Annotated in this window: 12 protein-coding genes and 2 pseudogenes; 8 read left to right on the top strand and 6 right to left on the bottom strand. The window is 68.0% G+C overall.

What is annotated here, in order from left to right:
* The first annotated feature begins 183 nt into the window (after positions 1-183).
* From ACFY3N_RS36290 to ACFY3N_RS36280, 3 genes and pseudogenes are all read left to right on the top strand, one after another.
* A complete protein-coding gene (locus ACFY3N_RS36290) occupies positions 184-579 on the top strand; it encodes a hypothetical protein (protein ID WP_390821043.1) in 396 nt (131 codons plus the stop codon).
* A 6-nt stretch (positions 580-585) separates the two neighbouring features.
* Positions 586-768: pseudogene (locus ACFY3N_RS36285) on the top strand (integrase core domain-containing protein); the annotation flags it as partial.
* A 271-nt stretch (positions 769-1,039) separates the two neighbouring features.
* Positions 1,040-2,614 carry a zinc-ribbon domain-containing protein gene (locus ACFY3N_RS36280; protein ID WP_390821042.1) on the top strand — a complete coding sequence of 525 codons (1,575 nt, stop codon included), beginning with the start codon at positions 1,040-1,042 and terminating at the stop codon, positions 2,612-2,614.
* Between the two features lie 24 nt (positions 2,615-2,638).
* On the opposite strand, the gene ACFY3N_RS36275 is transcribed toward ACFY3N_RS36280, so the two are convergent.
* The 4 genes and pseudogenes from ACFY3N_RS36275 to ACFY3N_RS36260 all read right to left on the bottom strand — a co-directional run bounded on the left by ACFY3N_RS36275 (position 2,639) and on the right by ACFY3N_RS36260 (position 6,845).
* Complete coding sequence (locus ACFY3N_RS36275) at positions 2,639-4,609, bottom strand: tetratricopeptide repeat protein (RefSeq protein ID WP_390821041.1); 1,971 nt, start codon at positions 4,607-4,609, stop codon at positions 2,639-2,641.
* A 790-nt stretch (positions 4,610-5,399) separates the two neighbouring features.
* On the bottom strand, positions 5,400-5,600 hold the full coding sequence (locus ACFY3N_RS36270; protein ID WP_390821044.1) for a Helicase associated domain protein: 201 nt from the start codon (positions 5,598-5,600) through the stop codon (positions 5,400-5,402).
* Positions 5,601-5,765: 165 nt separating this feature from the next.
* Positions 5,766-5,849, bottom strand: a pseudogene (locus ACFY3N_RS36265) (IS5/IS1182 family transposase); the annotation flags it as partial.
* 69 nt (positions 5,850-5,918) lie between these two features.
* A complete protein-coding gene (locus ACFY3N_RS36260) occupies positions 5,919-6,845 on the bottom strand; it encodes an exonuclease domain-containing protein (protein WP_390821040.1) in 927 nt (308 codons plus the stop codon).
* 486 nt (positions 6,846-7,331) lie between these two features.
* On the opposite strand from ACFY3N_RS36260, the gene ACFY3N_RS36255 reads away from it, so the two are divergent.
* The 3 genes from ACFY3N_RS36255 to ACFY3N_RS36245 are packed head-to-tail and all read left to right on the top strand — an operon-like array spanning position 7,332 to position 8,415.
* Entirely contained in the window at positions 7,332-7,469 is a 138-nt protein-coding gene (locus ACFY3N_RS36255) for a hypothetical protein (RefSeq protein WP_390821039.1), read from the top strand.
* 15 nt (positions 7,470-7,484) lie between these two features.
* A complete protein-coding gene (locus tag ACFY3N_RS36250; RefSeq protein WP_390821038.1) occupies positions 7,485-7,688 on the top strand; it encodes a hypothetical protein in 204 nt (67 codons plus the stop codon).
* A gap of 31 nt (positions 7,689-7,719) precedes the next feature.
* Complete coding sequence (locus ACFY3N_RS36245) at positions 7,720-8,415, top strand: hypothetical protein (protein ID WP_390821037.1); 696 nt, start codon at positions 7,720-7,722, stop codon at positions 8,413-8,415.
* 109 nt (positions 8,416-8,524) lie between these two features.
* On the opposite strand, the gene ACFY3N_RS36240 is transcribed toward ACFY3N_RS36245, so the two are convergent.
* Positions 8,525-8,956 carry a hypothetical protein gene (locus ACFY3N_RS36240; RefSeq protein ID WP_390821036.1) on the bottom strand — a complete coding sequence of 144 codons (432 nt, stop codon included), beginning with the start codon at positions 8,954-8,956 and terminating at the stop codon, positions 8,525-8,527.
* Positions 8,957-9,919: 963 nt separating this feature from the next.
* Here ACFY3N_RS36240 and ACFY3N_RS36235 point away from each other — a divergent pair.
* The gene (locus ACFY3N_RS36235; RefSeq protein ID WP_390821035.1) at positions 9,920-11,221 is read left to right on the top strand and encodes a replication-relaxation family protein; all 1,302 of its coding nucleotides are present in this window, start codon (positions 9,920-9,922) and stop codon (positions 11,219-11,221) included.
* Between the two features lie 181 nt (positions 11,222-11,402).
* Here the strand turns inward: ACFY3N_RS36235 and ACFY3N_RS36230 are convergent, their stop codons facing one another.
* Positions 11,403-11,570, bottom strand: coding sequence for a hypothetical protein (locus tag ACFY3N_RS36230; RefSeq protein ID WP_237877742.1), 168 nt, complete (start codon positions 11,568-11,570; stop codon positions 11,403-11,405).
* A gap of 51 nt (positions 11,571-11,621) precedes the next feature.
* Between ACFY3N_RS36230 and ACFY3N_RS36225 the strand changes: the two genes are divergently transcribed.
* Positions 11,622-12,296, top strand: a complete 675-nt coding sequence (locus ACFY3N_RS36225) for a hypothetical protein (RefSeq protein ID WP_390821034.1) — start codon at positions 11,622-11,624, stop codon at positions 12,294-12,296.
* Positions 12,297-12,386 lie beyond the last annotated feature (90 nt).

The raw sequence follows: 12,386 nt of genomic DNA, 5'->3' as shown, positions 1-12,386 counted from the left end.
GTTCCCACTCGGCATCCGTCAGATCGCCCCGCCCCATGCCCACAACAACGACCCAGACACGGGACGGTCACATGATCGCCCGGACAGCTCCTAGGTGGACTGGCGGACGCCGCTGTCATTCCCGCGCTTGGTCTGCCGGTCGTCGCCTTCCTCGATGAGGTTCGAGGCCGCTCACACGAGGAGTTGGAGGCCCTCACACCACCACTCACCAAGGCTGAGCGAGCCCTCCTCGACCTCTCAGGACACCTCGGCGACCGCCTTCAGTTCGTCCGCTATGACGATCCAGACGTCATCTGTGCGCTACCGGAAAGCGCCGTCCGTCGTACCTTTCCGGAGGCGATCTTCCCTGGCTGGGATCTTCTACTCCGGCAATGGAAGGAGGAGCAAGCGACGGCCGAGACGCCCACACCGTTCAAGAAGTGGGCGCTCAAGGCCATGGGGCTTCCAAAGTCCAAAAGGTTCCCGACGGCCTTTTTTAACGACGTGATCGCGCAGTGCCTGCCGGAGGATGTCCCCCATCCCAGATTCCAGCACGCAGTCGAACAGCTTCTCAAGCTAGTGGGGCCCGGCCTTCTGTGATGCCTGGGCGTACGCCACGAATTGCTCCATGGCCGCCGCTGGACCTCGAAGGCACAGACCCGGCTGGAGCTATTCCGCTGGCTGTCGTACTACAACCAGCACCGTCGGCACTCCGCGCTCGGCTACCTCACACCAGCCGAGTTCGAACAGCAACTGATCACGTCACCTACGCTGTCACTCGTCGCATGAAACTCGGTGTCCACTCCCGGGGATCAACCTCAAAGCGAGCCAGAACCCGTTCTCGTGTACAGAGCCAGGCCGTCCTCAGAACGGTGAGGAGCATCGCCCGAGCAGGTGGCGACCACGGGCTCGGCTCTCTCGGGCCGCTGCGGGGCGTATCCGGCAGCCCGAGCCTATGGGCGGCCGTTGTCAGTGGCGGCTGTCAGGATCTGCCGTCATGGGTAAACGGCGAAGTGTTACCGAGGTGGCTGCGGTTCGGGCTCGGCTGAAGGCCGAGTTCGTGTCCAACCTGTCCAGCCCGGGTATGGCGCTGGAAGACATGCCGCTGTCCTCCAGGGACCGGTGCCAGTGGCGCTGCTCGGCGGAAGGATGCGGTCATCAGTGGCCCGCCCAGTTGCGGTTTCGGAGCCGTGCGGTCAAGCCCTCGGGGTGCCCTGAGTGCTGGAAGCGCCGCAACCGGGCTCCCGGCCCGGGGGAATCGCTGGCCGATCTGAATCCTGCGCTGGCACGGCAGTTCCGCCGCAACCTCAGCCGTCCCGACCGTGGTCCGGACACCCTGCGCCCGCAGTCGCATAATCTGTGCGAGTGGGAGTGCGCTCAAGGGCATTTCTGGCCGGCGACGCTCGCCAACCGCACCAACGGACGCGGATGCCCGGACTGCACCGGCCACGGCCGCTCCCCGTTCGAATGCAACGTCGCCATGCTCATCGAAGCCGCCTCCGGTTTCCGCGTGGAACTGGACCACCGCCTGCGCCTGCCCGGGCGCAGGCAAGACCGCTTCGACCTGTACCTGCCCGAGCCGGCCCCGGGCCTGCTCATCGACCTGGACCCGGAATGGACCCACGGCCGGCCAGGGAGCCTGGAGCGTGACACCGCGAAGACGAAGGCAGCACTCGCCGCCGGACTCGACGTGGAACGCATCCGAAGCCGCGGGCTGCCGCCCGTCCCGGTGCACGGCCTTTCCCATCATGAGGCCGGGCCGGGGGTGAACCCCGAAGACTGGGCGGAGGCGGTGGGTGTCGTACTGCGACGCCGCGGCCTTTCCTGGCGACAGCTCACACCGGCCGAGGTCACAGCGGCGCTCACGAAGGGGGCGCAGTTGTGGCAGAGGGCCGTGGCCGGCCCCGAGCTGTCGGCGGTGGATGTGGCTCCGCATCTTGAGGAGGAGTTCGTCGCGAACCTCACCAACCCGGGCAAGGCTCCCGATCGGACGCCGCCCGGCTGCAACGACGTGTGCCTCTGGCGGTGCCGGAAGCCGGACTGCGGCTACGAATGGAAGGCCGTACTGCACAGCCGGGCACTTGCCGGCCGAGGCTGCCGCCAGTGCGGTCACGCACGGGTGGGCGCGGCAAACAGCAGGCCCGGCCCCGGTGAATCACTCGCCGAGGTCAATCCGACGATGGCCGAAGAACTCATCGAGGTCGTCGACCACCCCGGCTGGACCGCGTTCGACCTGCTCCCCACGTCGAACAAGACATGCCAGTGGAGGTGTCCCGAGCCGCACTGCCGATTCGAGTACCCCGCCCCTCCAAACCGCCGCACGGGCCAGTCGAGCGGATGCCCCCGATGCGCTCGCCGACGCACCGTTGCCGCCAGGGTGCGCCCCAAGCCCGGCAAATCCCTGCAGGACGTGTACCCTGCCATCGCCAGCGAGCTCCTTGAAGTGATCGACGAACCGGACCTGACTGCGAAGGAGCTGAGGCCGAGTTCCACCAAACTGTGCCGGTGGGCCTGCTCCAAGCCCGGCTGTCCGGGACGCTGGGACGCCACGCCCGATCAGCGCTCCCGCCGCGGCGGCACCGGCAAACGCTGCCCGGTGTGCCATCCGCCGCGCAAGAGCTGCACTCAGCCGTGATCCTGGTCCGGGTCTTGCGCCTCCTCACCGCGATGCCCGGTCCTGCCGCATCACGTCGTCACCCGCCTCCGTCAGTCCAGCTGGCGCGGACGGGCCGCGTGTGCGCCTCCACCAGCGCCTCCTGCGCTGGTCTCGCCAGTTGCGCAGCCGGTTGTCCACCGAGATCGTGTACGGGTGGCGGGGGCCGAGCGTCGTCCGGTAGCCAGCGAGAGAACGCTCCAGTAGAACGACGGCCTTCGCTTTGTCACCTTGGGCCCAGTACAGGAGGGCGAGCTTGGATTGGCCCGCGAGGGTCGCCGGGTCCGCGCTGCCCAGCAGCCGTTGACGAACGGTGACGGTGTCTTCCAGTAACGCAACGGCGCTGACGGCCTCCGGGCCAGCCGCAGGGGGCCCTGGCCTTTCAAGAACCAGTCGGTTGTCCTGATAGGGGAAGTCCTCCTGCAGCACGGCGAAGGCCTCCTTGTCTCGGTGGCCGAGGAAGCAGACCCAAGCGAGATCACGCCGCGCAACGAGCGTCAGGGGATGAGCCCGGCCCAGCTGCCGTTCACTGGTGCCGACCAGCCGCCGCCAGTAGGGCACCGCCGCATCCAAAGCCATACTGCGCCCGGCCCAGCGCAGGACGTAGTGACCGTCGACCTGCCACAGCAGATCCCCTGCGCATCTGTCGAGGCTGTCGATGTTGGTGAGCAGCGCGGCCGTCGTCTCATACTCGCCCCAATGGACTGTGTCGCACAGCTCCGTCAATGCACCAGCAGCGGTCTTCACCACCTCCGGCACTGCGGCATCAGGGGTGCACTCACGCACGGCGCGTGCCGTCAGGGCGTGCAGCCGCACCGCCCGGGAGCCGGCTTGCGCGTGATCGGTGAGCAGACCGTAGCGATGCAGGAGCCGCAGTGCTGCCTGGGCCTGGGCGGGACCGGTGGCCGTGGGAATGCCGCCCGGGGAGGTGGGGCGCTGGGCGCTGAGGTAGCGAGTGACTGCGTCGCTGGCCCACAGGGAACGAGGGTGCCCGGCCGGGTCCAGGACGGCGGCCAGACGCATGACCGGAACGGCCAGGCCGACAGGCTCGCTCGCCTGCGCGACATCCAACGAGAGCAGGAGAGCCGCGGCCACCTGACGCCCGTACCCCTCAGTGTCCGCCTCGCGCGGCAACAGATCGTCCAGGCGCGCGGCACTGTCGTTGAAGCGGCGCAGATACTCCGCACACGGAACGTCCTCGTTGACCATGTAGGCGGCAGCGTGCGACAGCGCGAGCGGCAAGAAGCCCAGCGCCTCGGCCAGCACGGCGGCCTGTGCGTCCAGGAGATGATCTGCATGCGCCGAGCTGAGCCGCTCGCGCAGATAAGCCTCGGCTTCCTCGGCGCTGTAGGTGTCGATGTTCACCACGGCCCGGCCGCCGCCGGACAGCACCGCGTCGTGGCGGCGGGTCGTTGCCACGACGCGGCCGGATCCGAAAGCTGAGGACGGCGGCCACCACGCCTGCATTGCCTCCAGGCCGGTGAGGTCGTCGAGAACGATCAGCCATGAGCGCCGGGTGGTCGCCAGCCACTGAAGGAACAGCCCGGCGTCGGACTCGGCACCCTTGCCAAGAAGACGATCGGAAGCAGCTTCCACAGCGTGCGCGGCGTGGGCATAGCGCGCGATGACCTGCTCGATGTCACTGGCGTCGACCCACACCACCAGGTCGACGCCGTCCACTAACGCCTGGTGGGCGTAGGCGGCGGCGAGTTGGGTCTTGCCCACGCCCCCGCCACCGGACAGCACCTGGGCCAGCACCACTGTGGCATGCCCTTCCCCGGCACGATCGATCCGGTCCCGCACCGCAGACCGGTCCTGGAAAGCAGACGCAAGCACCGGCACCGAACCCAACCGGATGGGCCACTCCAACGGTCTGGGCGGCGGCAGAGGGGCCAGCAGGACCTGGCTGACATGGCCGCTGATGGCCACCGCATGGGCGCCCGAGGCGACCGCGTCACCCGACCGTTCCACCCGCACGGCCCCGCTACCTGCCGAAGCTTGGCGTCCCGAACCCCGGTAGCCGCTCAGCGCGGCGCCGCCATCCACGGCAGTGGCATCGCCGCTCTCACTGACGCTGACAGATGGCACCGCTTCGCCCGCGCCCTCCCGGGCAGCTGACGAACGCCCAATCCGGAACCGTCTCATCGGCCCTCCCGCCATCCACCCGCAGCCACGGTAGTCCTAGCCGGTGTAATCGATGCCGGTGCCAGCACTGCTTCCCCGCCCGCGGGCGACCGCATCTCCGCTCTGCTCAACACGAGCCGCCCCGCTGCCCCCAGCACCACGACGGCGAATGCCGGTATGGGCCCTCCCACCGCCGCTCGCCTCAGCCCGACCCGTCCGCACGGCCCCGTCCCGTGCCTCGGCGGCCGGCTGGATCCAAGCCCATACCAAAGCGCCCACGCCCGTGGCGGCCTGCACTGAGGCCCCCACCAGCTGCCCGGTATCCGGCCCGTCGAGCAGCCAGAAAACCGGGGTCGAAACGATCACCAACACGGCAGCGACCGTCACTGCGGCTCTTCGACCACCCGACATGCTCTGCCCCTCCTCTCACAGCGCCGCCACTGGCCGACACTAGTCAACCAGCACGTACGGAGTAAGGACGGCTCAAGCGATCACGGCAGTTCCCGTGCTCCCCGGCCAACAGGATGCCCTCAAGACACGACGGCGGTCCTGGAGCGGAACAACCAACGCATGGTGACGCCCTGTCACTTGGGATCCCCGGCCCACGACACTCCGTACGCAGAACCGAAGGCGAAGGCGATCATCAAGCGCCTCGAGGGTCGATCGCGTCGAGTGCGCGGGAGCGCTCCGTGGGCTCCGGGCTCTGGCGCGCTCTACGGCGCTGGCGTGCGAGCCACGGTCCCAGCGGATACCTCTGGTACATCGTGTCCGCGGTGGCCAGACAACCGTGTTCGGCGGCATATGACCTGGTGTGCGTCAGCCCCGTCTCGAAGCTGGCCTGGATGCTGAGTCGCCGCGGCAGAGCTGCGCGCGCAGCCTCGGCCGTGATGCCAATGTGAACCGCCCCGGGTTCGGTAGAGATCTCAGATTATGGTTTTGACCTCGGGTTTCGTGGATTCCATGATCCCTTTCCAACCTCAGGTTGAAGCGTGGTGGAGGACGGGACGGCCTAGAAGATTGCGGTGATGCGGTTGGTGCTGCAGCGGAGGGTTCGTAGCAGACGCCAGCTCTTCTGGGTGGCCATGGTCTGTTCGCCCACGCCCTGGCACTGCCATCAGGTTGGAAAGGGATCACTGACACGTGGCCGATCTGGTCAAGTTGGTCAGCTGTTGAGGCGTTCGAGGAAGTCGGCCTCGGCGATGAGCTCTATGTCCAGGCCCTCGGCCAACATGGTTTCGGCCTTCTTGTGGTTGTTCGTCTTCTCGGCTCCCGTGGAGAAGGCGCGCGGGTTCGGGGTGCCGACCACGAGGACGTTGGTTCTTTTCGTGACCTTCGTCGACGGAATTCCGCCGACGTCTGCGATGGCGGCCATAGCCTCCGCCTTCGTCATGCTGCCGAGCTTGCCCGTCACGTACACCTGCCGCCCGTAGAAAGGCCCCATCGGGTCGGCGTCTGGGTTCACTCCGGGAAGAGCCGCAGGCTTCGACGAGGCGCTTGTGGAGTGGGATCCCTTCCACCCATCGGGTGAGATGGTGCCAAACCCGACCTGGATCTTCTGGAGCAGTTCGTTCAGCGACGCGACCCCGTGATACCGAAGGGCAGCGAGCATGATGTGGGCGGACGCGGCGGCGTCCGCGCCAGCCTCGTGGTGGTCGTCCAGCCGGTAGCCGATGGTCTTGGCGCAGGCAGGCAGGGTGTGTGAGACCTGCTGCCAGGTCTTGCGGGCCACCACCAGGGAGCACGCGTACGTCATGGTCGGCCACGGCAGGCCCTCAGCGGTGCACGCTGCTCGGAGCACGCGCATGTCGAAGGCGGCGTTGTGGGCTACGAGCGGACGCCCGTCGGCGAAAGCGACGATCTTGGTGAGGGCTTCGGCCCATCCGGGCGCGCCCTGCACGTCCGAGGATCGGATGCCGTGGACTTGAGTGTTGAACGGCTCGAAGTGGGAGTGTGCGGCCGGCGGCTGTATGAAGGTGCTCATCCAGTCGGTGACCACTCCGTTCTCAACGGCGACCATGCCGACCGCACACGGGCTCCCCGAGTTGCGGTTCGCGGTCTCGAAGTCAATAGCTACCCAGCTAGCAGTCACAGCGGCACCTTTTGTCGTCAGATGTGATGCTGGAAGAGTAGGCAGTGGGCCATCCGGGGCGGTAGAGGCAAAAGATCACATGTCTGCGAACCCCGTAGAACGATCGCTGGTGCAGGGGCGTCGCCGTTCCGGAGGACACCGTGTCCCGTCTGCTGCCCCATCCGCACACCGTGCTCGGCTACCGCAAGGACGGCTGGCCCATCTTCCCGTTCCTCGGCGCTTCCGACGATCCGCCCCCAACCCGCCGCAGACGCGCTGGCCACTGGCCGACCAGCCTGCTCGCCGGGCGCCGAACTCGATCCTGACCACCGGCCCTCGGCCGGCCCCGGTGCCCCGGACGAGTCTCGCCGGCCCCTGGAGTCGGGGGAGTGGGACATCCCGCGTACCCCGCTGCAGTACAACCGCGCGGTCATCGCCTCTACCGTTCTCAGCGCCCGGCTGCGCGCAACGCGTCGCACCGGCCGCGCTCTGTCCTACGACGTTGTGGTGCACCAGCAGACCGCGATGCCGGAACAGCTCCTCATCCCGTTCCCGGACACCGGCCCTGACTTCGAGTCCGACCGCCTGGAGTCGGGCACCGAGCCCCGGTCGGCGATCGGCCTGACGGCGCTGCGGGCCTTGTAGGAATCCCGCACGGAAGTGGAAGCCCTGGAGTTCACGGCCGAGCGGCTGCGCCACCTCCAGGACGTCTTCACGAGGGCGGCCGACCAGGCTCGCAAGACGATGAACCGGTACGCCGACCGGAAGGAAACCGGCGCACCGCACCCGGGGCGCGAGGACGACCAGCGTGCGCACCGCCCCCAGCAGCCGGACCCGCGCCACGGGCCAGGAACCGGCCGCTGAGCGAACCCGGTGCGGTGCACTCGATGCGCTGGTGCGCACCGACGATGTTCTGCACTCGCGCGGAGAGTGCAGAACATCGTGCGTGGAGTGCAGCCACGCGTTTTCCGAAGCCGGTTCCACCAGGTTCCGCAGCGCCCGGTGGTTCGCGAAGATTACTTCCATGAATGCCTCGGTGTGGATCGGTGCGGTCGCAGGGATTATCGGAACAGCCACCGGCGGCGCCCTGACCATCTGGTCAGGGCGCTGGACACATAGGGCACAAGAACGCACCGCGCGCGCCGAACAGCAGCGGGCGCGCGCGGCCGCGGCTGCGGAGGCCGCACTGGCTGAACTGCTGGAGATCCATCGTGATTTCCGGAAGGCCAGGACGTCCGACGGAGATGAGTGGCGACAACGCCTCCGCTTGCTGCACGATCGCATTGCGAAGGTGCAGGTCCTGCTGCACAGCATCCCGGATATCAAGCTGCGTACCCGCGTCAGGGAAGACACGTTCTACATGCCTCTCTCCCCGCCCGACGACAGGCGGACAGGAAGCGAACGACGGGTCGCCATCATCGAACTGTGCGCCGACGCCATCGCCTGCCTCGGCGCCTTTCTCCGAGACGAGGAACTGCCCGCACGAAGCGCCAGGGTTGAGGACACACGCAATCTCTGGCCTGAGTGGAAGCACAAAGACGACAGCCACTTCTACATGTGGGAAGCCGACGATGGTGACTCGTTCGATTGAGCATGTCCAGGGCGCCCCGGGCGCCGGGTCGGTTGTCAGCGGCTGCCTCTGCACGGTTCCGGGCAAGGGAAAAGCTGCGCACCACCGCACTCGATGCGCGGCGCGGCAGCTACCCGTGCATACCGCCTACTGAGTGGATCACGTGGGCCTGCTCAAGTTGTTCATTACGCAACACCTGCAGAGCCCGGACGACGTCTTTCGGCGCGTGGGCGAGGACCTGGCCGACGAAGTGCACGATGGTGCGAGCGATCCCCGGCGCGGCAGCCGCGGGGGCGTGCACGGCCCACTCCCTGATCGCCATCAGGTAGATGACGCCGACCTCGTCCAGGACAAAGGAGTCGGCGCAGGGATCGGTGTCGTCGGACAACGCGGTCACGGGGAAGACGACCATTTCCGCGATGCCCGGCAGCAGTCCCTGCAACTGCTCCACCTCGGGCGCGAGCCGCGCGGCCTGGACGTCGTCTCCGGCCTCCACCGCCAAGACGTAGTCGAAGCTGAGCTGGACCGGGCGCGGGGGCAGCGAGGGAACGATGGGGGACACAGGCAGCTCCTGACGTACGGTCGCCATGCCGATCACGCCCCCTCTGCCCGGATGGGATGAACCGGGCTGCAAGAGCCAAACACGGCCCCCTTGTCCAGCGTGGTCGCCCAGACCACGAGCCCGACCATGACCCCTTGTCCACCTCTGCTACCGCCCCGACCACGGCCGCGTTTCTCCTTGGCCACGTCCGCTACCGGCCACGGTCAGACCGCGGACAAGGGGGTCGGCTGCACGCTGCTCCTTCGCAACGACCGCCCCGGCCGGGGCAGCGAAGGAGACGAGACGATGACGAACACTCACCCGAGGGCCGGGCAGCGGCACCGCTCGGGCCGATCACATCGGAAGGCCAGCCCGCGGTGGGCAAGCCCAAGAGGGCTCCCTGGGTGCCCACTTCGAAGGCCCCTTGGAAACCCCCTTTGGCGCCCGGCGCCCAGGAACGGGGGAAAACCCCTCGTCAAGCCGCGAATCGGCGCGAAAACTGCGCCGCTACAACCCTCCTCTCTCCTCTTGTTGTCCGTAGTGGAGGAGAGCATCGGGTTTCCGGGAGGCCCGGACGCCCTCCCAAGCCGGGCGCGGCCAGCAGCAGCGGCGGCGGTCGGCGGGCGGTCGCGAGTGACGAGGGAGCAGAGCTGATGGCGGGGAAGCGGAAGAGTAACCCGGCGGGGTCGACGAACAGCTACCGCGGCGAGGTGCTGCGCGTGCTCGGAGTCCTGAAGGTGGCCACGGCTGATCAGATCCAGCGGATCGGCGCTCCGCACCTGACCTTCCGGCACGCCGACAAGGAGACCCCGTCGAAGCAGAAGCAGGCCCGCACCGCCTCGCACACCGGCGCACTCTCCGACATGCGCAAGCACGGCCTGTCCGAGAACGGCGGCTCCACCGAGACGGGGGACAAGCTGCGGAACCTCACCCTCAAGGGCCTGCAAGCCGCCTCCTACGAGCTGCGGCGCCCGGTGACGGAGGATGGGCTCCACCGCGCGCGGCGCGGGCTCCAGCGGGGCCTCCCACCCGATGGCCGTCAACGAGACCGTGATCGCGATGCTGCGCCCGAAACCGAACATGGCCAAGCTCGCCGACGACCCGGCCGAAGTCCGCGCCGCCGCCCAGGCCACCGCCGACGCGCCGGCCGGGATCGGCACCATCGCCTCGTACTGGACCGAGGTCCCGCTGCCCGCCACCGGCACGTGGAGCGCGCCCGGCAAGGACGGCGCTCAGGCGGACCTGGTGCTCATCGCACCGCAGGACCGGGTGACGCTGTTGTTCATAGAGGTCGACAACTGCCACGAGACGCCGGAGGAGCTCGCCGACAAGCTGGAGAAGTATGCCCGGTTCTTTCGGCGGAAGGTGAAGGACACCGACGGTAAGGAGCGTCCGATGTGGCGCACCCGCTGGAGCGCTCCGGACACCTGGTCCGGTGACCGGACGCACCCGCCGGTTCTGCTGGTGTTCAACAAGCTCGGTGAGCGCAATCCCAACATCACGGTCTCGAAACTGAGCGAGCTCACCTCCCACCTGTGGCAGGGGCAGCGGCACAAGGGCTACCACGTCTACGACGGGAAGATCCCGATCATCGCGACCGGCCTGGGGAACCTGACTGAGCACGGCCCGGACGGACCGGTGTTCCTCCGCTTCGGCCGCGACCACATGCAACCCCTGCGGGAAGTGATCGGCAACCCCCGTCGTGAGGCGGCCGAAGCCCGTTCCCAGGAAGAGGCCAGGGCCCATCAGGAGGCGCACCAGGCGAAGGTGCGGCGGGCAGCCGAAGAGCAAGCGGCGAAGAAGGCAGCCGAGCGGGAGGCCCGCCGTCCTGTCTGTACCGGCTGCGGGGCGCGGTTCACCGACGCCCGCTGGGAGGCGGCCCAGGTGACGGACTGGGGCGCCCCGAAGGACTCCCACCCGGATCTGTGCGACGGCTGCAAGCAGAGGGCCAGCGCGGCCACCGTCGTACCGGCCGCCACGCGGGAGCACCAGGAGCCGGGACGCGCGGAGGCGGGGCAGCACGGCTTCCACCGGAGTGCCCGGCGCCCCGTCTGCACCCAGTGCGGTGCCGACTTCACCGATGAACGGTGGCGGGCGACCGAGCGCGTCGGCTGGGGCACTACGGCCCAAGAGCCCCGACCGTCGTTGTGTAGGGACTGCGACCAGCGGTACGAGATCGGCTGGGAAGAAGCCTGGCCCGGCGTGAAGATCGGGAGCCAGCAGCAGGACCAGGCCGTGCCCGAGCAGAAGGCCGGCGGAACCTGGCTCTCACGCTTCCGCAGGTGACGCGACCGGGCCTTGCTGCCAGCGGCAGCCGCCAGGCCGAACGGATGGACCGTAAGGACGAGCAGCTGCTACGGCGCCGACCACGACCACCTGGGCCCGCAGCCGGACCAGGACTTCGTGAGGTGTAACAGGCGCGCCTCCCCCGGGCCGGGTGGAGGGGCGCGCCTTGTGGTTGCGGTGCTCAGGCGTCGGGCTCTTGCCGGAAGTAGTCGGGGGCGAGGTGCCGGAGCCGGTCGTCTTCCTCAGTGACCGGTTCGAGGAAAATGTGCAGGCCGTCATCGAAGACGCCGTGGTGGTCGTAGCTGAACCAGGAGTCCACCACCCTGTAGCGGTCGCCGCGAAGGAGCACGGGACGGAAAGCGCTACTTCCTGGTCGGAGCCATCTGGCAGGGTGTGGCGTGTGACAAGCGAAGGCGATACGAGCAGGGACGGCGAGGCGTGGGCGATGGATATCCTCGTCCAGTTGCGCCAAGGCAGACAGGAGGCACATGCGCGTCGCGACGCGCTTGCGGCAGCGGTCGACGAAATAGCCGACGGTTTCACGCAACTGGGCCTCAAGCCTTGGAAATCGGAGCGTAAGAGCCCGGCGCGAGAGGACATGAAGGTCCCGGACGTCATGCTCGGTGACCGCGCCGAACCAGCCGCAACGGTTCTCCGGTATGAATCAGCGGTCAACATCCTCAGCGCCGCCGATCAGCTTCGGGGTTTCGCCGTCCTGCTTCGTGCAGAGAAATCGCTGATGGGCGCGGTCTCGGTCGCGCGTGGCGTCTTCGAGGCGTGCCTGTGGGCCACAGCGGTAATCGACCCGACCATCAGCACTGACGAGCGCCTGCAACGTGCCCTGACGCGTCGCCTCGCACGACTCTCGGCAGGTATCCGTCTCAGGGAAATGCTCGGCGGCGATACCGATGCCGACCAGCTCGTTGAGAACGACGGCGACGTGGATGACGCGCACGGGACCAACCGCGATCCTGCGAAGGACATCAGCGACATCTTGGCTTACGCCAAGGACCGGGGCTGGCCTGTGAAGAGGGGCCGTCGCACCCCCGAGATCACACCCCTTTCGATTGAATGACGTTTTCTCAGCGGATGGCCGGTCAGCACTGCCAGAGGAACGAGCCTTCCTTGCACGGCACGCACGCGAAGACGTATCCGCAGCCGCCTC

The organism is Streptomyces sp. NPDC000348, assembly GCF_042898795.1.
Taxonomy (GTDB): Bacteria; Actinomycetota; Actinomycetes; order Streptomycetales; family Streptomycetaceae; genus Streptomyces.
Note: the sequence above shows the minus strand (reverse complement) of the source record. Positions and strands in the feature narration are given on the sequence as shown.